Here is a 19,133-nt window from a genome sequence, read left to right on the forward strand (position 1 = left end):
TGGAATTGCAGATAAGGGGTTGTTTCTAGAAATGCGTAAACAGTGGAAAAAGTTATTAGTTATTGCGATACTACTCATTGTTATTGTGGGATTTTTCATCCCAGTGCCTTATTATATTACGAAACCCGGATCAGCAGAGGAACTTGAACCGCTTGTGCGAGTTTCGGGGCATACGAGTAAATCGAAGGGCTCACTAAGCCTTGTGACCATCGCGATGGCAGAAGCTAATATTTATACATATGGGCTTGCCAAACTACTTCCTTATCATGAACTTGAAAAAGAAAGTGATGTTCGTTTGGATAATGAAACGAATGAAGAGTACAATGTTAGACAGATGTATATGATGAATGAATCAAAAAACAATGCCATTCAAATTGCATATAAAGCAGCTGGACAAGACGTGAAAATCAAATATGATGGCATTTATGTTATGAGTGTACTAGATGATGTTCCGGCGGCCAAGTACCTGCATGCAGGGGATCTTGTGACTAAAATTGATGGCAAAGCATTTAAATCGAGCAGTGAATTTATTTCCTACGTAAAAGGCAAGAAACCAGGGAATAAGGTCAACGTTGAATTTGTTCACAATAAAAAGAAAAAACAAGCTGATATTGAACTAACTAAAATTGATAAAAAAGGAACGACAGGGATTGGGATTACGCTTGTCGATGACGAAAAAATTGAGACATCGCCAAAAGTAGAAATTGATTCTGAAAAAATTGGCGGTCCGTCTGCAGGCTTGATGTTCAGCTTAGAAATTTATTCGCGCTTCCAAAAAGAAGACTTAACGGCTGGCAAGAAAATTGCAGGAACTGGGACGATTAGTCCGGATGGAGAAGTAGGCCGGATTGGGGGAATTGATCAAAAAGTAGTGGCTGCTGATAAAGAAGGCGCTGCGATCTTTTTTGCACCAAATGATGAGCTAACGAAAGAGATGAAGAAAAACAATCCAGGAATTAAATCTAATTATCAAGAAGCCAAAGAAACGGCAAAGGAAATTAATACCAAGATGAAAATCGTTCCTGTAAAAACTTTTCAAGATGCTGTTGATTACTTGAAAAATTTACAAAAATAAATGCATGACAAGAAATCGTAATGAAAATCGCGACTTAGATTCTTAAAGATTTGAATGGAATTCGAATTTTAAAAGAAGCTTTGAAGCAATTTCAGGCGGTTTCTTTTTTTAAAAGCGGGAAAGGAAGAATAAAAGAGTTTTGCTAAGAGAGCGAGGGATTAAATTGAAACTTAAAGTTCGAAATCAAGCCAGAATTAGCGCCTTTTTTCCAGCCTATAGAAGCTCTGAGGGGCTTGACCAGGGAATTCGAGTAACTGAGACTTTGTTTCAAAATTTGCAAGAAGATCACGAGCGGCTAAAGAAAAGACGAAAATGGTCGTTATCACCGCTTGTTGCTCGAGCTCAAACAAACGAATTTAGTCGCCCGGCTGCAATAGAAAAACGTCCACTTCTTGAAGTAGACTGGCAGCCACTACTTTTTGCTGAGCTTGGAACATTAAAGGATGAAGCTGAGGAAGTTTCTGTGTTAGATTATGGAGCGGATCCCGAAGGAAAAGTAGATTCAACGCAAGCTTTTAAAAAAGCGATGCGCCGGGGTGGACGGATCGTGTATGTGCCAAAAGGAACATTTTTAATTTCGGGACTAAAAGTGCCCTCGAATACAGCCGTTATTGGGGCAGGAGAGACAGAAACGTTGCTTTTATTAAAAAAAGAAACCCCAAAAAAGCGGCAAGGTATTCGAAATCGGAATCTTTTCACTGGAAATAAACGAATTCGGTTAGAAGGCTTTACTTTAAACTGGGATGCCTCACGTTTTGATGAAAGTGAACCTAGCTCTTCAGGGGGGATTAGTTCGAGCGGTATCACACTTGCTCATGTTCAGTTTGCCCTTGTTCGGAATGTAAAAGTTATAGATCCTGGATTGCACGGGGTGGATGTTACAAGCGCGTTCTATAGTTACAAGGGCGACGGAACAACCTCGAGATTCCGCAGTGCCTATATCTGGATTGACCGTGTTGAAGCGTCAGGGTTTGGCGATGATGGCATCACAACACATCACAGTGATTATATTTATATTTCGCATTGTTTTTTGCATGACCCAAGTGGCAGGACTCATGAAAAAGGCTTCTCGAATTCGAATGGAATTGAAGTAGATGACGGATCTAGGCATGTCGTGCTACACAATAACGCCACCGAAAATTGTTTCGGTGGCGTGGAAATCAAGGCACATGAGACAAGCTCTGCCGCTTTTGATACTCAAATTATTGGTCATATTTCTTCTTCAGATAACCGCTCCTATAACTTTCGCCATATTGGACACCATAAAGGAGAAGACGCTGATAGTCAAACGGCAAGTGGCATTCGCGCAACCTTTTTAGTTGCAGAGGCGCCCACCTGGACACCGCTTTATCGGGATAGTGAACCACGAGCATTGGTTGTTTCGGCTTATAATAAGGTAAGCATCACGCAGTTTCTAACAGTTGATGAAAAGCAAGTTCCGATACTTGCGATCCAGTACCGTGCAAGGCAAGTTGCGCTCGATAAAGTCTATTTCAAAGGGAAGAAGCCGGAAGTTCGCCTTGGCAAGAAAACACGTGACATTAACGTATCAGAAATAAAGCAGTGGTCGGGCACTGAATTCAGCGTTTAGTTGCGCTGAATTCCCTTCTAGCAGATGGTAAAATCTTGATGCTTGAATGTCATATTGAATCAGTTCTTGACTAACTTTTGAAGGCGTGGAAACGAGCGGAAGCGACAATTCTTTTTTGATGGTAGAAAGGTAAGCCTGCCCTTGTTTTGTCATTCCTAGTAAGCGTAAATAATTTTCTGGCTGATCTGTTTTTTGAAACTGCAATAGAATCTGCATAGCTGTTCGGCGAATGCGCGCTGCACTGTAACGCTTTGTAACGGTCGCACGCAAGAAATTTTCTGCTGTTTCTTCTAGAGCCGCGCGACGCAAGCGATTTTCGATGCCTTCTGTCACACTGTTGATCGCCGTGAGAGATTCGTTTCGATCGCTTAAAAGGCGGTAGCGCAAATAAGGGTAAGTGCTTGAAAAAGATAAAAGCGGAGCCTGATAGTTTTCTAGCGAAGCATAAACAAAGTCAGGCACCTTCTTTTTGATGGCAGGAAGGCTATTCTCAAGTAGAAGCTTGCGGAGCGCCGTGGCACTGGCAAAATCATTTGAATTGGCGTCTGTTGAATGGTAATCATTTGTTCGCTTAAGTGAATAAAGCTCAAGATTTGCTTTTTGTTTTTCGTTTGCGAGTGCGTAATGCAGACCAAGAATATTGTTGGGCTTTGTGACATCTAGCTCGTTCGTAAAAGAAGCGAGGGTTTCCGTGTATGCCTCGCCATAGCTTAATTTTTTTTCTGTCAAAGTTTGTCTTAGCGTTTCTTCAAATAGGGAACTAGATGCTAGTTTAGCGGTGGTGCGAAATTGTGCGGCATCCCCATTTTCACTTCCAAAGAAAAGCGCATCCGTTTTTAAATCTTTAAGCAATTGGACGGCCGCAGATGCAAAGATATCTGCTTGTTGGACAGCAAACCGAACGGGTAATTCGAAAACAAGATCACAGCCAGCTTCAAGCGCCCATTTTGTACGCAATTCTTTTGATATAATAGCTGGCTCGCCTCGTTGGACAAAAGAGCCACTCATGATGGCAATTATGATGTCTGCTTTCGTTTGCTTTCTTGCTTCTTGTAAATGATATAAATGCCCATTATGGAGTGGGTTATATTCAACAATAATTCCAGTAGCACGCAAATTTTCTCACCTCGTTAATTTTTTTGCTTCTCTAAGCATATCATCTTGCGGAAATCCTGCCAAGAAACCGGAAAAAATATTGACAAAAGCCTTTGAAAAAGCTATAATAGCTTTTGTTGCGCTTGGAGTGATGAATGATGAAATGGTCATTAAGTCAATTAAAAAAATACCGTAACGAACCTTTTGAAATCAACGAGCAAGTTGATTTAACTGAATACTTGAAAGCGAATAATCAAGATGTGCGAGGTGCTTCTCCTGTAACGGTTCAAGGCGAACTCGAAATGCAGGGAAACGATGTGGTCGCAAACTTAAATATTAGTGGATCGCTTGTACTTCCATGTGCAAGAACGCTTGTAGATGTAGTTTGGTCATACGACATTCATTCGATTGAAACCTTCGTTCCGTCGAAAGAAGATCTTCAAGATGAATCTTTCCATTTGATGGAAAAGGACACGGTGGATTTGACACCTGTCGTTGAAGAACTTTTACTGGTTGAAATTCCCATGCAAGTGTTTAGTGATGAAGTACCAGGAAGCGAAGAACTTCCAAAAGGAACAGACTGGGAGCTCCAAACAGAAGATGAATTTCTTCATGAAGAAACTCTTAAAAAACCAAAAGTGGATCCTCGTCTTGCGGGACTGGCCGATTTTTTTGATGAAAAAAAAGACGATTAGTACCGATCAGGCTGGAATAAATTTTAAGGATTTCCTTAAAACTCAAATTCGCTAAGGAGGTGTATAGAAATGGCAGTACCTGCTAGAAGAACTTCAAAGACTAAAAAACGTAAACGTCGCACACATTTCAAATTACAAGTTCCAGGCATGAATGAATGCTCGAACTGTGGAGAAATGAAACTTTCTCACCGTGTATGTCCTGAATGCGGACATTATGATGGTAAAGAAGTAGCGAACGGCTAATCAAAACTGTTTATAAACAAGTGATACGTACACTTGTAAATTCATAAAAGCACGACAAGATACCATGGATCTTGTCGTGCTTTTATTTTTGGTCATTTTCGCTTAAAATAGTAGGGGATAGGAACAAGAAGCAAGTCAGGAGGCAGAGTATGAAACCGAAAATAGGCATTGTTGGTGGTGGCGCGATTGGTCTTTATTTTGCAGCGCAACTTAGTGCATATGCGGACGTTACTATTTTTGTTCGCCGTGCTGAGCAACAAGCTAAGCTCAATACGGAAGGAATCAAGCTAGGAACTAAGACCTTTTCGGTGAAAAGCACGCTAATTCAGGAGCAAGATTCTAGAAAACAGGATTTGCTTTTAGTGACCGTGAAAAGCTATCAACTAGCTGAACTGACTTCACAATTAGAAACGTTTCCAAAAGAAACACCTCTTGCCTTTTTGGCAAATGGAATCGGGCATCTCAAGTGGCTTGAGGAATTATCTGCTGAAACGATTTTGCTTGGTATCACAAGCCATGGCGTGGTGCGTACCGGGGATCGTGAAATTGAATCAAGCGGAAAAGGAGAAACGGAGCTTGGGATTTGGCGAGGGGAACTTGATAAGCAACTAAAAAACCAATTCACTCAATTTCGAGACTTTTCGATTCGATTTTCGGAGGATATCTTCAAAGCAATTTACCGCAAGCTATTAATCAATGCAGCTATTAATCCGCTTACGGCGCTTTTAAACGTGCCGAATGGATCGCTTCTTACAAATAAGGAATTTAATAACTTTCTGCGTGAAGTGGTTCAAGAAGCAAATCAAGTGCTACATGTGGAAAATGGGTTAGAAATAGTGGAAGAAATTTGCCAAAATACAGCATCCAACTGGTCGTCGATGGCGATGGATGTATTACACAAACGACAAACGGAAATTGATGCGATTGTTTTACCGGTCCTCGAGCTGCTCACTCACGAAGGGCTTTCTGCTGAAAAGCTTACGATGCTTTATCAACTCATTAAAGGAAAGGAGCGCGAAAATGCTAAATTGGACGACTGAAATTTCAGCTTGGTTGATTGTTTGCCCAGTTTTTTTGTTTTTCTTTCTTTATTGGGGGTTAAAGTGGGGACTGAAAAGTCAACCTCGTGCGCTTAGATGGAGCGCTGACTTAACGACACTTTTCTTCATTCTAGCGGATCACTTCTGGATGGTACAGCTATTCGGGCGCTCATTCTTGCTATACATTCTGCTTGTGCTATTCTTAGTCGGCATTGGAATCGTTATTCTTTTTGCGCTTCGAGATGGGGAACTTCGTCTTGAACGCGTTTTTCGGACATACTGGCGCCTGTGTTTTTTCATTTTTGCTGTTCTTTATCTCTTTTTTTACCTCACAGGACTTGTTCTTGCGATCAGCTACTAGTAAATGGAAAAACCTTTTTTGGGGCAGGAAGTGGGGGATTTTGTTTTTTCGCCCCATTTTCCCCCACCGCATTTTAAATTTTCATAAACCGCTTTATACCAGTATTTTAAATCTCTTTCTCTTTACGAGAAAGAGATTTTTTTTTGAAATTTTTAGGTTTAGGGTGGAGTAAAGTGGGGAGATGTGGTAAAGTGATAAATAAGAAAGTGGGGGAAGTCTAATGTTCATGGGCGAATATCAACATAACATTGATATAAAGGGCCGTTTAATCGTGCCAGCGAAATTCCGTGAGCTATTAGGCGAACAATTTGTGATCACTCGCGGACTGGATAAATGTTTGTTTGCTTATCCGCATTCGGAGTGGAGTAAATTGGAAGAAAAACTTCAATCGCTTCCGCTGACTAAAAAAGATGCCCGTTCATTCACACGGTTCTTCTTTTCTGGAGCGTCTGAATGTGAACTTGATAAACAAGGACGGATTAATATTCCGCAAACTTTGTTAAGTTATGCAGGCCTTGAAAAGGAATCTGTGATTATCGGAGTTTCCAATCGTGTGGAAATTTGGAGCAAACCGGAATGGGAGGCTGCTTTTGAAGAAGCTGAAGAATCCTTTGCGGACATTGCTGAAAATATGATTGGATTCGATATTTAAGGAGGGCTAAGATGTTTCAACATGAGACGGTTTTGCTGCATGAGACAGTAGACCAATTAGAAATTAAAAAAGATGGCATTTATGTGGATGCAACGCTTGGTGGCGCTGGGCATACATCTTATCTGCTAAGTCAACTTGGCGATGAGGGGCGCGTTTACGCGTTTGACCAGGATGATGTGGCCATTCAAAATGCTAAGAAAAACTTAAGCGATTCACGTCTTACTCTCATTAAAGCGAATTTTCGCGAACTCAAACTTGAGCTTCTTGCAAAGGGAGTAAACGAGGTAGACGGAATTTTATATGATCTTGGCGTGTCTTCGCCGCAACTTGATGAGCGTGAGCGAGGGTTCAGTTATCACAACGACGCTGCACTCGACATGCGAATGGATCAGACGCAAGAGCTTTCAGCAAAAACGGTTGTGAATGAGTGGAGCTACGAGCAACTAGTTCGAATCTTTTTTCGTTACGGTGAAGAAAAGTTTTCGAAGCAAGTAGCACGTGAAATTGAAAGACGACGAGAAACTGCTCCAATTGAAACAACTGGGGAGCTTGTGGATATTATTAAGACGGCCATTCCAGCACCAGCGAGACGAAAAGGTGGACATCCTGCAAAACGGATTTTCCAAGCGGTTCGCATTGCTGTGAATGATGAATTATCGGCAGTTGAAGATTCACTAGCGGATGCACTGACGATGCTTCGGAAAAATGGAAGAATCAGCGTGATTACTTTTCATTCGTTAGAAGATCGGATCGTGAAGCAAATTTTTCAAGAAGCTGCTAAAGGGCCAGAAGTTCCCAGAGGATTGCCGGTGTTACCGGATGAATATCAACCGGATTTTAAACTAGTCACAAGGAAACCCACTCTACCAAGTGTAGAAGAGGTTGAACATAATAATCGGGCACGTTCGGCAAAATTACGTGTCATTGAAAAAATCAAATGATGTAGGAGATGGTGTCTGTGAGTAATGTAGCCTACAAATCCAATTTGGAACCAAAGCGTATACATACTGAACAAACAGAAGAACAAACACAAAAACTTGTTAAACGCAAACGAGTCACAACAGGTGAAAAAATAATCGTCGCGATGGCTATCGTAGTGGTAGCTGTTATCGCTTTTCAAATTATTCGGGTACAAGCAAGTATCTATGATGTCAATCAAAGCGTTGAAACAACGGAGTCTAAGTTGTCCGATCAAGAAAAAAACAATGCAGACTTAAAAGTGCAAGCTAATGACTTGGGGCGCTATGAACGCATCTTGCAAAAAGCGAAAGAAAAAGGCTTGAAACTCGATGGCGATAACGTGAAAGTAGTAGACGGCAAATGAACCGGCGCAGAGGAAATATGAGGAGAGGCGCATTAGCTCTTTTTGTCTTTTTCACTGCGCTTTTCCTCGTTCTTACGGGACGCTTTTTGTATATTCAAATTCGCGGCGTCGTGAACGGGGAACCACTTGCGGCACTCGCAAGTAAGCAACATGCGAAAAGTGAAGTCATCGAAGCGAAACGCGGTTCGATTATTGATCGAAATGGAGAAGTACTCGCTGAAGATACTGCAACTTATACACTTGCTGCGGTCGTTTCAAATCGGCTGTCTAAAACGGATAAAAATCCGATGTATGTTACAAATAAAGAAAAAACAGCTGAAGTGCTTAGCAAATATATTGCGATGTCAAAGGCAGATATCTTGAAGCGTTTAAATAAGAAAAAGGTTTATCAAGTCGAGTTTGGAAAAGCTGGCAAAAATATTTCTGTTGAAACAAAAAAGAAAATCGAAAAAGAAGATTTACCTGGATTGATTTTCACTAGACAAGCAGAACGTTTTTATCCAAATGGAACTTTTGCAACACAGCTCATTGGTTTTGCACAGCAAACGGAAGGCCAAAGTGGTGAAAGCTCACTTGTTGGCAAGATGGGTATTGAAAAAAGTTATAATGCGGCTTTAACGGGCGAAAATGGTAAGTTGAAATATAGTACAGACCGAATGGGCTATATCTTACCGAATGCTGATAAAAATGTGGAAAAAGCCAAAGATGGTAGTCAAATCGAATTGACGCTTGATAAAAAAATTCAAACCTTCTTAGAAGATACGATGACAACAGTCAATGCGAAGTATAAGCCTAAAAATATGATGGCTGTCGTTATGAATCCGAAAACAGGTGAAATTTTAGCAATGAGTCAGCGCCCATCCTTTAATCCAACAACTAAAGCTGGTTTGAATGGAAAATCAGCAGGGGTTTGGCAAGATTTACCTGTCGAGTACGCGTATGAGCCGGGTTCTGTTATGAAGATTTTTTCACTGGCCTCAGCGATTGATACAGGCGTTTACAACCCGAACGCTTATTTTAAATCAGGAATCTATAAAGTTGGAGACATTCCGATCCACGACCACAATGGTGGAGTTGGTTGGGGGTCGATTCCCTATCGTGAAGGCGTGGAACGTTCTAGTAATGTTGCCTTTGCCACTTTGCTTAATAAAATGGGAACAGATACGTTTGAAAAGTATCTAACGAAGTTTGGCTTTGGAAGGAAAACAGGCATTCAACTTCCAAATGAAGCAACTGGTAAAATTCTTTATCACTATCCAGTAGAAAAAGTAACGACTGTTTTTGGTCAAGGAACGACTGTCTCGATGATGCAAATGCTTCAAGGCGCTTCGGCGATTGCAAGCGATGGCAAAATGAAACTGCCTTATGTGGTTTCTTCCATTACGAATCCAAATACAAACAAAACGTCGAAAACGCAAATGAAAGTTACTGGGAATCCAATTAGTGAAGCTACGGCGAAAAAAACACGTGAAGAATTGGAGCGCGTTGTTAGCGGAGAACATGGTACAGGGAAACTCTATGCCATTCCAGGCTATTCTGTCGCTGGTAAAACAGGGACATCACAAATTGCAGACTCGACTTCTGGGAAATATATGACGGGAAAAAATAATTACATCTTTTCTTTCATGGGGATGGCACCTGCAAATGATCCGGAAATTGTGATGTATGTGACGATGCAGCAACCGCAGCTTTCGGATACGGAAACAGGCGGAGAAGCGGTTTCTGAAGTCTTTAATCCAGTTATGAAAAATAGTTTGCAGTATTTGAATATCAAACCGGCTGCTGAAAAGAAACTTTCGAAGATTAAAATGAAAGATTACACAAGTAAAACGGTGGAAGAAGCGAAAAAAGCGGTGCAACAAGATAAACTTAACCCTGTTGTGATTGGCAATGGGAAAAAAATCGTGCAGCAAATTCCAAAAGTCGGAGAAACAATTCTTGAAGGACAAAAAGTCATTTTGATGACAGATGGCGATATGACGGTTCCAGATATGCAAAACTGGTCACGAGAAGATGCGCTGAAAGTATCAGAAATCACGGGAATTCCATTCAGTTTCAGTGGAAGTGGATACGTGGTGAAACAAAGTGCAGCTGCGGGAACGATTTTGAATGATGATACAGAACTCAAGCTTGAACTTGCGACTCCGGATTCGATTGAAGCATTTACGAAGAATAACGATGATTCGGATAAAGAAAAGGTGAAGCAAGACACGAATATTCAAGAAAATCAAGGTGTAGGTGACCTTTTGACGGGTCAATGATTTTTGCCTAGTAGGTATTCTGGCTTCTTTGTCAGAGAAGCCAGAATACCTATTTTACTGGGCTTTAGGTCATATAGAAATGCTTGTTACTTTTTGCTAAGATAGAAAAGGAGATTTTTCGCCTTATTTATTTTAGGAAAGAGCGAAAAGCGAGCTTAAAGGAGATGGAAGTTGTGAAATTAGAGAAGCTGTTAAGCGTGCTGCCGCTTTACTATGGCGCTCAGGATTTGCCGGAAATAGAGATTGAAAAAATTGAACAGGACAGCCGTGAAGTAGCCCCAGGAACTCTTTTTGTTTGTATTGACGGGGAAGTGATTGATGGGCATCAATTTGCTAAAGTGGCTGAGGAAAAGGGAGCAACGTTGATTTTGGCAGAACGTGAGGTGCCTGTGTCTATTCCCGTTATTCGTGTTCAAGACACAAAGCGTGCACTCGCGCTTCTTGCCGATCACTTTTACGGCTCGCCAAGTCAACAAATGCGTATGATTGGCGTAACGGGGACTAATGGGAAAACGACGGTGACGCATTTAATCGATCAAATTTTGCGGACGCACGGCGAAAAGACGGGATTAATCGGGACGATGTACATGCGCATTGCTGAGCGCACGATTGAAACTAAAAATACAACGCCGGGAAGCTTAACGCTACAGCAAGTTTTTTCTGACATGAAGCAAGCCCGCGTAACGAGTGTGACAATGGAAGTTTCGAGTCATGCTCTTGTGCAAGGTCGTGTGCATGGGACGGATTTTGATGTAGCGGTTTTTACAAATCTTTCGCAAGATCATTTAGACTACCACAAAACGATGGAAGCCTATGCGCATGCGAAAAGCTTATTATTTGCTCAACTTGGTAATAAGTTCCAAAAAGAAGCGCCGAAAATGGCGGTACTTAATGCTGATGATCCAGCTTCAGAAACGATGCGAGAAGCAACGGCGGTTCCAGTTATTACTTATGGAATTGATCACGATGCAGATTTTAGAGCCAAGAACATTGAAATTACAAGTAAAGGCTCGACATTTGATTTAGTTTCGAAAACGGGTGTTCAGAAAGTACACATTCAAATGATTGGGAAATTTAGTATCTATAATGTACTTGCGGCACTGGCCACTTCGTTCGTGCTTCAAATTCCTGAAAAAGAAGCCATCCAAACACTTGGTGAAGTGAAAGGTGTTTCAGGGCGCTTTGAACTTGTTCATGCTGGACAGGATTTTCCGGTGATTGTCGATTATGCGCATACGCCAGATGGGTTGCTAAATGTGCTTGAAACAGTGGATGAATTCGCTAAAAAGCGGGTGTTTGTCGTTGTTGGTTGCGGTGGGGACCGGGATAAAGGCAAACGACCGAAAATGGCGAAAATCGCAGTCGATTATGCGACAGATCCGATTTTTACATCAGATAATCCGCGAACAGAAGATCCACGAACGATTATTCGAGACATGGAAAAAGGTGTAGAAGGAAAAGAATACGTTGTGCGCGTCAATCGGAGAGAAGCGATTCAGTATGCGGTTGAGCAAGCTGAAGCGGGCGATGTAATTTTAATTGCCGGAAAAGGTCACGAAGACTATCAAATTATCGGAACAGAAAAAATTGATTTTGACGATCGTGTTGAAGCACGGTTAGCTATTGAAAAAAAACTAGAACTTTAATACAATAAATAACAGTTTGAAAGAAAAGATTGGGGAGAAATCATTGTGTCATTTTATATGTTATTCACCACGCTTGCGATTGCATTCATTTTAACGGTAGCTTTTGTACCGGTCTTAATTCCATTTTTAGTTAAGCTGAAATTTGGTCAAAGTATCCGCGAAGAAGGACCGAAGATGCACGCTCAAAAATCAGGAACGCCAACAATGGGAGCTGTCGTTTTCTTAATGGCTATCATGTTCAGTTATTTGGTTATGAGCTTTATCACGAAATCTTTCAGTTTAACAACCGGGTTGCTGTTTATCGCAATCGCACTTTATGGTGCACTTGGATTTCTCGATGATTATATTAAAGTCGTTAAAAAACGCAATTTAGGCTTAACATCCAAACAAAAATTTCTAGGGCAAGTGACTATCGCTGTGTTATTTTTCCTTGTTTATCATTTTGGGAATTTTTCAGAGACACTGCGCGTTCCATTTACACAAATCGAAGTGAACTTAGGTTGGTTTTTCTTGTTGTTTGTTTTGTTCTGGCTCGTTGGTTTCTCGAATGCGGTCAACTTAACAGACGGCCTAGATGGCCTTGTTTCAGGACTTTCAAGTATTGCCTTTGCGGCGTTCGGTGTGATCGCTGTCGTGCAAAATCAGTTTGAAGTCGCTTTGTTCTGCTTTGCAGTAGTCGGGGGCATGCTTGGGTTTCTTCTATTCAACAAGAACCCTGCGAAAATATTTATGGGCGATACCGGCTCGCTTGCGCTCGGTGGGGCACTTGCAGCCGTTTCGATTTTACTAAAGCAAGAATGGCTTCTCCTTTTAATTGGGATTGTTTTTGTTATTGAAACAGCATCCGTGATTTTACAAGTTTCTTATTTCAAGCTAACACACGGCAAGCGACTATTTCGAATGACGCCAATCCATCACCACTTTGAGTTAGGTGGTTGGAATGAATGGCGTGTTGTTCTAACGTTTTGGGGAGTAGGTTTACTTGCGGCAGTGGCAGCCATTTTAATGGTACAGTTATAAACGATTTTAGCGTCTCTAGAAGGTTCAGTTTTGGCCGTTTAGCTGGCGCTTTCAGTCGTTTTTAGCAAAAAAGGGAAATATCGGAGGCTAACAAAATGAAAAATATTGAAATGTATTATCATAAAAAAGTACTGGTTCTAGGGCTTGCGAAAAGTGGCGTGAGCGCTGCGAGTTTGTTGCATAAATTAGGGGCTTTTGTCACAGTAAATGATCAATTGCCATTCAGTGAAAATCCAGAAGCACAAGGCTTGCTCGAGCAAGGGATTAAAGTGATTTGCGGAAGCCATCCGACAGAACTTTTGGATGAGGGTTTTGAACTTCTCGTGAAAAATCCAGGAATTCCTTATAACAATCCGATGGTTGCAAAAGCCGAGCGATTAAACATTCCAGTAATTACTGAAGTAGAACTGGCTTATCAAATTTCGGAAGCGCCAATCATTGGGATTACAGGGACTAATGGGAAAACAACAACGACAACGATTATTGACCGGATGTTAAATGAAATGGTTGCAGGAAAATCACTTCTTGCTGGAAACATTGGCTTCCCGGCATCGGCGGTTGCGGAAAGCGCAACAAGCGATCAGTGGATTACAATGGAACTCTCTTCCTTCCAGCTAATGGGAGTTTCTACGTTTAAACCCAAAATTTCTGTTATCACAAACATTTATGAGGCCCATCTTGATTATCACAAGACGCGTGAAGAATACGTGGCGGCAAAATGGAACATTCAAAAAAACCAAACGAAAGAGGATGTTCTTGTCATCAATTGGGATCAAGAAGAGTTACAAGGATTGACACGAAAAACGGCAGCACGCGTGATTCCTTTTTCAACGACACAACGGCTTTCAGAAGGTGCTTACGTTCAAAACAATCAGTTGATGTTTAATGATGAAGTGATCGGCTCGCGTGAGGATATTCTTCTCCCAGGAGATCATAATCTCGAAAACATTCTGGCTGCTATTGCTACTGTGAAAACAATTGGGGTACCTAATGAAGCGATTATGACGGTTCTTAAAACCTTTAAAGGCGTGCCACATCGTACGCAGTTCGTGACTGAATTTAATGGGCGTAAATTTTATAACGACTCCAAAGCCACGAATATTTTAGCGACACAAAGTGCATTAAAAGGATTCAAACAACCCGTTGTGCTTCTTGCTGGTGGATTAGACCGGGGAAATGAGTTTGATGAATTAATGCCGTTTTTACGCAATGTGAAAGATGTTGTTGTATTCGGGGAAACGGCAGACAAAATTGCGCGAGTGGCTAAAGAAGCCGGAACAACGGTGCATTATGTCAAAGATGTTGAAGATGCCGTTCCAGTGGCTTACAAGGCATCTCAACCGGGCGATGTAATTTTACTTTCACCCGCTTGTGCAAGTTGGGATCAATATCGAACTTTTGAAGTACGAGGAAATGCTTACATGCGGGCAATTCGCGCGCTGACTGATGAGGTGGAAAAATGAAAATTGTACTAACAGGAGGCGGAACGGGAGGCCATATTTTCCCGGCGCTTGCTTTTATCCGAGAATGTAAAAAGGAATATCCAGATGCTGAGTTTTTATACATTGGTACCTCAAAAGGTCTTGAAGCAGATCTAGTTCCCCGTGAAGGCATTGCTTTTGAAGCAATTGAAATTACAGGCTTTAAACGTTCCCTTTCACTTGAAAACTTTAAGACGATCGCTCGGTTCTTCAAAGGAACGAAGCGAAGTAAGGAAATTTTACGACGCTTTAATCCGGATTGTGTCATTGGAACAGGCGGATATGTGTGTGGACCAGTGGTTTATGCGGCAAGCAAGCTTAAAATCCCAACGATTATTCATGAACAAAATAGCGTGGCTGGGCTAACCAATAAATTTTTAAGCCGCTATGTGGATAAAATCGCCATTTGTTTTGAAGAAGTGAGTGATTCTTTTCCATCAGAGAAAATTGTCTTTACAGGAAACCCGCGGGCTTCCGAAGTGGTGAACATCGAAACGACGAATGCGCTCGAAGCCTATCAATTAGACAGCGCCAAACCCACCGTTCTTGCATTCGGGGGGAGTAGGGGTGCAAGGCCACTTAATGAAGCCGTTTGGAACATCTTGCCCGAGTGGAAAGATAAGGACTACCAGCTGCTTTATGTGACCGGAAATGTACACTACGAAAAAATAAAAGAAGAGCTCAAAACCCTTAATTTGAGTGGAAATATCAGTGTGGTTCCTTTCGTCTATAACATGCCTGAAGTTTTAAATGAAGTCGAGCTTGTGATTTCGCGGGCAGGGGCGACCACGATTGCAGAATTGACTTCACTTGGCGTACCTAGTATTTTAATTCCAAGTCCCTATGTAACGGCAAATCATCAAGAAAAAAATGCTCGTTCCCTAGAAAAAAGCGGGGCTAGCGTTGTCATAACAGAATCCGAGCTCGAGCAAACGGATTTAATGGCGCAAATTGATGCGATTATGACAGACAAAGCGACGCTTGATGAGATGGCATTTCACGCTGGCGAATTAGGTGTTCCTGATGCCGCTAAACGCCTAGTGGATCTAGCTTTGAGCCTCACGAAAGCTTAACCAGGGAAACTAGAACAAAGGAGGCAAGATTTTAAATGGCGAAAAACAAAAAAGTGGTTTCGATCGAAAGCCGCATTCCTGAACTAAAGAAGTATCGTAAGAAAAGATTGATTCGTCATTTAATTCTTCTGATAGGCTTCTTTGTTCTACTGATTCTTGCAACATTGTATTTTTTGTCTCCGATTAGCAAAGTAGAGACGATCTATGTTTCTGGAAATCGGGAACTAACAGAACAGGATGTACGATCGGATAGTGGCATTCAAAAAGGTGACTATATGATCGCTACGAACAATAAAAATGTAGAAGAACAACTTGAAAAAAATAAAATGATCAAAAAAGCTACCGTTGAAAAAAGTAGACTTCGAGCAATTAAAATCAAAATCACCGAATATAAAACAATAGGTTATCAACCAAGAGATGGTTTTTATTATGAAATTCTTGAAAATGGCGAGCTATTGTTAGAGCGAGCAAGAAAATTTCCGATCGGGAATCGTGTGCTTTTTTTCAATTTTAAAAACGATGATGTACTGAAAGATATGGTGAAGGAATGGAAAAAGTTACCGGTAAGTGTTCAAAATGCTGTATCTGAAATCCATTTGGAGCCAACAAAAAGCGATCCTGAACACATTTTATTGTACATGAATGACGGCAATCAAGTGACAGCGACAATCCACGGATTCGCAGAGAAAATGAGTTACTATCCTTCCATTTCAGCTCAATTAAACGCTGGACAAAAAGGCGTCATTGACCTTGAAGTAGGAGCCTATTTTGAAAGTTATTATAAAAAGAAACAAGAAAAAGAAAAGGCAGATTCTGAATGATTCTATAAAAATTATGGCTAATAGGGGGTCGTTTGTTCCCCTTTTTGCATCATTTGGTTGGTAATTCTTAAAAAATGTTCAAAATTTGATCTTTGTACTTTAATTCAAAAGTTTGTTGGTGTAGACTATAGTATAGGTAAATCTAACATAGTCTAAAAAGTGTCAACATGAAAATAAGAAATTGCATAAATAAAATGAAGATGGTACACGAATGAAAAAGAAGGAGGTGCCGTTCAGTGGGAGAAAGTGAAATTTATGTGAGCCTTGATATTGGCTCTTCAAAAATTAAAGTAATCATCGCGGAAATTGCAAATGACCGTTTGAATATTATAGGTGTTGGCGACGTTGAATCAGAAGGAATTAAAAAGGGCATTGTCATTGATATCGATAAAGCTGTGGATTCGATCAAACAAGCGATTCAAAAAGCTGAACGAATGGTTGGAGTTGAAATTTCACAAGTGATTGTTGGAATTGTTTCTAATCAAGTTATGCTTGAAGACAGTCGTGGCATCGTTGCGGTTAGTGGGGATAATTCTGAAATTACAGATCATGATGTGTGGAATGTGCTTGATTCCGCACAAGTTGCTCCGCTTAGCCCCGAACGTGAAGTGATCAGTCTCATTCCGCATCAATTTATTGTGGATGGCTTTGATGGGATAACAGATCCGCGTGGCATGAGTGGTGTACGTTTAGAAATGGAAGGCTCACTTGTAACAGGTTCAAAAACAATCTTACATAACATTCTCCGCTGCGTAGAACGAGCTGGACTGGAAATTACTGAAATTGTGCTACAGCCACTTGCTGAAGCTGCTATTTCGATGACAAATGATGACAAAGAATTTGGCACCGCACTTGTGAATATTGGCGCGGGAACAACGACAATCAGTTTATTTGATCAAGGAAAACTGGTGGCAACAAGTTCAATTCCAGTTGGTGGAGAAAATATCACGAAAGACTTATCACTCGGCTTAAATACTTCAACGGCAAATGCTGAAAAAGTGAAGCTAGAGCATGGTTATGCTTTTTATGATGATGCTTCACAAGATGAAGTATTTTCGGTGGATGTGATTGGCTCAGATCAGCAACAGCATTTCAATCAACTTGAAATTGCGGATATCATTGAAGCGAGACTGGAAGAAATTTTTGAACTAGTTCAAGAAGAAGTTTACCGCATGGGCGCAAGAAACTTGCAAGGCGGTTACATCTTAACTGGTGGTACAATGGGAATGCCGGGTGCGATCGATCTTGCTGGAAAAACGCTTGGCAGTCATGCAAGGCTTGCAATGCCAGATTATATTGGGGTTAGAGATCCAGCTTATACAACGGCTGTTGGTTTGATCCAATATGCGTATGAATTAGAGGGGTTAGAAGGGCGAGATCTTGGAAGTGAGGCTTCGGCTTATCATGAAGAAAGCGAAGGACGAGCTGAAAAGAAAGCGAAAGCACCTAAACCTAAAAAATCTGATGATGAAAAAGTAACAACGAAAATGAAAAATTTCTTTGGCGCGTTTTTTGAATAATAGCTGCGATTAAAAAAATCAAGAAAGTAGTAGGAGGAAATAGAATGTTAGAGTTTGAAACCAATTCTGAAAGCTTGGCAACGATTAAAGTAATTGGCGTCGGCGGTGGCGGAAACAATGCTGTTAATCGCATGATCGAACACGGCGTTCAAGGCGTTGAATTTATTTCTGTTAATACAGATGCCCAAGCCCTTAATTTAGCTAAATCAGAAGTAAAACTACAGATCGGTTCAAAGCTTACTCGTGGGCTTGGAGCTGGAGCTGTCCCTGAAATCGGGAAGAAAGCGGCAGAAGAGAGTCGCGAAGTCATTGAAGAAGCATTAAAAGGTGCGGACATGGTATTTGTCACTGCTGGAATGGGTGGCGGTACAGGAACTGGTGCGGCTCCCGTTATTGCCCAAATTGCAAAGGAAATGGGTGCTCTAACTGTTGGTGTGATTACGCGACCATTTGGTTTTGAAGGGCCAAAACGCTCGAAACAAGCGGTTTCTGGAACAGAGGCAATGAAAGAAGCAGTAGATACGCTGATTGTGATTCCAAACGATCGCTTACTTCAAATTGTGGATAAAAACACACCAATGCTTGAAGCGTTCCGTGAAGCAGATAATGTTCTTCGTCAAGGGGTTCAAGGAATTTCTGATTTGATCGCAGTACCTGGTCTTATCAACTTGGACTTTGCTGATGTGAAAACAATCATGACAAATCGTGGATCAGCTCTTATGGGAATTGGGATTGCAACGGGTGAAAATCGCGCGGCAGATGCTGCTAAAAAAGCAATTTCTTCTCCACTACTTGAAACATCGATTGACGGAGCTAAGGGTGTGCTGATGAATATTACAGGCGGATCCAATCTTAGCTTGTATGAAGTGCAGGAAGCAGCAGAAATCGTATCAAATGCTTCTGATCCAGAAGTGAATATGATTTTTGGTTCTGTTATTAACGATGATTTAAAAGATGAGCTTGTTGTAACAGTTATTGCTACTGGTTTTGACGAATCGAAACAACAAACGGTTCAAACAAGACGTGCGACAGGTCAAAAAATTGATGTAAATCGTCCAAATTATGCTAAACCTGAAGAGTCTCGTCGACCGGTGGAAAATGGCCCAGCTGAACCACAAGCACCTTCTTACCGTGAAGAAGAACCAACAAACACAGATCATGGTGACGTTGATGTTCCAGCGTTCATCCGCAATCGTAACAGACGTAAACGTTAAAAATGTTTGAAGCGTTAGAAT

The 19,133-nt window shown here is 41.2% G+C and carries 18 protein-coding genes; 17 read left to right on the top strand and 1 reads right to left on the bottom strand.

Annotated features, from left to right (window positions below; genetic code table 11):
- The first annotated feature begins 31 nt into the window (after positions 1-31).
- Both UR08_RS02105 and UR08_RS02110 read left to right on the top strand, forming a co-directional pair.
- Complete coding sequence (locus tag UR08_RS02105; RefSeq protein ID WP_115752007.1) at positions 32-1,075, top strand: SepM family pheromone-processing serine protease; 1,044 nt, start codon at positions 32-34, stop codon at positions 1,073-1,075.
- A 163-nt stretch (positions 1,076-1,238) separates the two neighbouring features.
- Positions 1,239-2,666, top strand: coding sequence for a glycoside hydrolase family 55 protein (locus tag UR08_RS02110; RefSeq protein ID WP_115752694.1), 1,428 nt, complete (start codon positions 1,239-1,241; stop codon positions 2,664-2,666).
- Here the strand turns inward: UR08_RS02110 and UR08_RS02115 are convergent.
- Positions 2,625-3,782 carry a nucleotidyltransferase gene (locus tag UR08_RS02115; RefSeq protein WP_115752008.1) on the bottom strand — a complete coding sequence of 386 codons (1,158 nt, stop codon included), beginning with the start codon at positions 3,780-3,782 and terminating at the stop codon, positions 2,625-2,627. The genes UR08_RS02110 and UR08_RS02115 overlap by 42 nt on opposite strands.
- 137 nt (positions 3,783-3,919) lie before the next feature.
- Here UR08_RS02115 and UR08_RS02120 point away from each other — a divergent pair, with 137 nt between their 5' ends.
- The 15 genes from UR08_RS02120 to ftsZ all read left to right on the top strand — a co-directional run bounded on the left by UR08_RS02120 (position 3,920) and on the right by ftsZ (position 19,112).
- Positions 3,920-4,456: a YceD family protein gene (locus UR08_RS02120; protein WP_115752009.1), complete on the top strand. Its 537-nt coding sequence runs from the start codon at positions 3,920-3,922 to the stop codon at positions 4,454-4,456.
- Positions 4,457-4,525: 69 nt separating this feature from the next.
- Positions 4,526-4,699: a 50S ribosomal protein L32 gene (gene rpmF, locus UR08_RS02125; RefSeq protein WP_036071936.1), complete on the top strand. Its 174-nt coding sequence runs from the start codon at positions 4,526-4,528 to the stop codon at positions 4,697-4,699.
- Between the two features lie 149 nt (positions 4,700-4,848).
- Positions 4,849-5,739: a 2-dehydropantoate 2-reductase gene (locus tag UR08_RS02130; RefSeq protein ID WP_115752010.1), complete on the top strand. Its 891-nt coding sequence runs from the start codon at positions 4,849-4,851 to the stop codon at positions 5,737-5,739.
- Positions 5,720-6,100, top strand: coding sequence for a DUF3397 domain-containing protein (locus UR08_RS02135; protein ID WP_115752011.1), 381 nt, complete (start codon positions 5,720-5,722; stop codon positions 6,098-6,100). The genes UR08_RS02130 and UR08_RS02135 overlap by 20 nt, the downstream gene beginning before the upstream one ends.
- Positions 6,101-6,320: 220 nt before the next feature.
- Positions 6,321-6,752, top strand: coding sequence for a division/cell wall cluster transcriptional repressor MraZ (gene mraZ, locus UR08_RS02140; protein WP_115752012.1), 432 nt, complete (start codon positions 6,321-6,323; stop codon positions 6,750-6,752).
- An 11-nt stretch (positions 6,753-6,763) separates the two neighbouring features.
- Complete coding sequence (rsmH, locus tag UR08_RS02145; RefSeq protein WP_115752013.1) at positions 6,764-7,693, top strand: 16S rRNA (cytosine(1402)-N(4))-methyltransferase RsmH; 930 nt, start codon at positions 6,764-6,766, stop codon at positions 7,691-7,693.
- A gap of 17 nt (positions 7,694-7,710) precedes the next feature.
- Positions 7,711-8,076, top strand: coding sequence for a cell division protein FtsL (ftsL, locus tag UR08_RS02150; RefSeq protein WP_115752014.1), 366 nt, complete (start codon positions 7,711-7,713; stop codon positions 8,074-8,076).
- Positions 8,073-10,337, top strand: a complete 2,265-nt coding sequence (locus UR08_RS02155; protein ID WP_115752015.1) for a penicillin-binding protein — start codon at positions 8,073-8,075, stop codon at positions 10,335-10,337. The genes ftsL and UR08_RS02155 overlap by 4 nt, the downstream gene beginning before the upstream one ends.
- Positions 10,338-10,510: 173 nt before the next feature.
- On the top strand, positions 10,511-11,983 hold the full coding sequence (locus UR08_RS02160; protein ID WP_240616016.1) for a UDP-N-acetylmuramoyl-L-alanyl-D-glutamate--2,6-diaminopimelate ligase: 1,473 nt from the start codon (positions 10,511-10,513) through the stop codon (positions 11,981-11,983).
- A 45-nt stretch (positions 11,984-12,028) separates the two neighbouring features.
- Complete coding sequence (gene mraY / locus UR08_RS02165) at positions 12,029-13,003, top strand: phospho-N-acetylmuramoyl-pentapeptide-transferase (RefSeq protein WP_115752016.1); 975 nt, start codon at positions 12,029-12,031, stop codon at positions 13,001-13,003.
- A gap of 95 nt (positions 13,004-13,098) precedes the next feature.
- Complete coding sequence (murD, locus tag UR08_RS02170; protein WP_115752017.1) at positions 13,099-14,466, top strand: UDP-N-acetylmuramoyl-L-alanine--D-glutamate ligase; 1,368 nt, start codon at positions 13,099-13,101, stop codon at positions 14,464-14,466.
- A complete protein-coding gene (gene murG, locus UR08_RS02175; protein WP_115752018.1) occupies positions 14,463-15,557 on the top strand; it encodes an undecaprenyldiphospho-muramoylpentapeptide beta-N-acetylglucosaminyltransferase in 1,095 nt (364 codons plus the stop codon). Before murD ends, murG begins: the two co-directional genes overlap by 4 nt.
- Positions 15,558-15,592: 35 nt before the next feature.
- The gene (locus tag UR08_RS02180) at positions 15,593-16,378 is read left to right on the top strand and encodes a cell division protein FtsQ/DivIB (RefSeq protein WP_115752019.1); all 786 of its coding nucleotides are present in this window, start codon (positions 15,593-15,595) and stop codon (positions 16,376-16,378) included.
- A 236-nt stretch (positions 16,379-16,614) separates the two neighbouring features.
- On the top strand, positions 16,615-17,898 hold the full coding sequence (gene ftsA / locus UR08_RS02185; RefSeq protein WP_115752020.1) for a cell division protein FtsA: 1,284 nt from the start codon (positions 16,615-16,617) through the stop codon (positions 17,896-17,898).
- A 44-nt stretch (positions 17,899-17,942) separates the two neighbouring features.
- On the top strand, positions 17,943-19,112 hold the full coding sequence (gene ftsZ / locus UR08_RS02190; protein ID WP_115752021.1) for a cell division protein FtsZ: 1,170 nt from the start codon (positions 17,943-17,945) through the stop codon (positions 19,110-19,112).
- Positions 19,113-19,133 lie beyond the last annotated feature (21 nt).

It is taken from the genome of Listeria kieliensis, assembly GCF_003369925.1.
GTDB classification, from domain to species: domain Bacteria; phylum Bacillota; class Bacilli; order Lactobacillales; family Listeriaceae; genus Listeria; species Listeria kieliensis_A.

Bases quoted from the DNA above. Each gene is read 5' to 3' on its own strand.
- UR08_RS02180 (WP_115752019.1), top strand. From the start codon at position 15,593: ATGGCGAAAAACAAAAAAGTGGTTTCGATCGAAAGCCGCATTCCTGAA.
- UR08_RS02135 (WP_115752011.1), top strand. From the start codon at position 5,720: ATGCTAAATTGGACGACTGAAATTTCAGCTTGGTTGATTGTTTGCCCA.
- UR08_RS02130 (WP_115752010.1), top strand. From the start codon at position 4,849: ATGAAACCGAAAATAGGCATTGTTGGTGGTGGCGCGATTGGTCTTTAT.
- UR08_RS02120 (WP_115752009.1), top strand. From the start codon at position 3,920: ATGAAATGGTCATTAAGTCAATTAAAAAAATACCGTAACGAACCTTTT.
- UR08_RS02155 (WP_115752015.1), top strand. From the start codon at position 8,073: ATGAACCGGCGCAGAGGAAATATGAGGAGAGGCGCATTAGCTCTTTTT.
- murG (WP_115752018.1), top strand. From the start codon at position 14,463: ATGAAAATTGTACTAACAGGAGGCGGAACGGGAGGCCATATTTTCCCG.
- rsmH (WP_115752013.1), top strand. From the start codon at position 6,764: ATGTTTCAACATGAGACGGTTTTGCTGCATGAGACAGTAGACCAATTA.
- mraZ (WP_115752012.1), top strand. From the start codon at position 6,321: ATGTTCATGGGCGAATATCAACATAACATTGATATAAAGGGCCGTTTA.
- ftsZ (WP_115752021.1), top strand. From the start codon at position 17,943: ATGTTAGAGTTTGAAACCAATTCTGAAAGCTTGGCAACGATTAAAGTA.
- rpmF (WP_036071936.1), top strand. From the start codon at position 4,526: ATGGCAGTACCTGCTAGAAGAACTTCAAAGACTAAAAAACGTAAACGT.
- murD (WP_115752017.1), top strand. From the start codon at position 13,099: ATGAAAAATATTGAAATGTATTATCATAAAAAAGTACTGGTTCTAGGG.
- UR08_RS02105 (WP_115752007.1), top strand. From the start codon at position 32: ATGCGTAAACAGTGGAAAAAGTTATTAGTTATTGCGATACTACTCATT.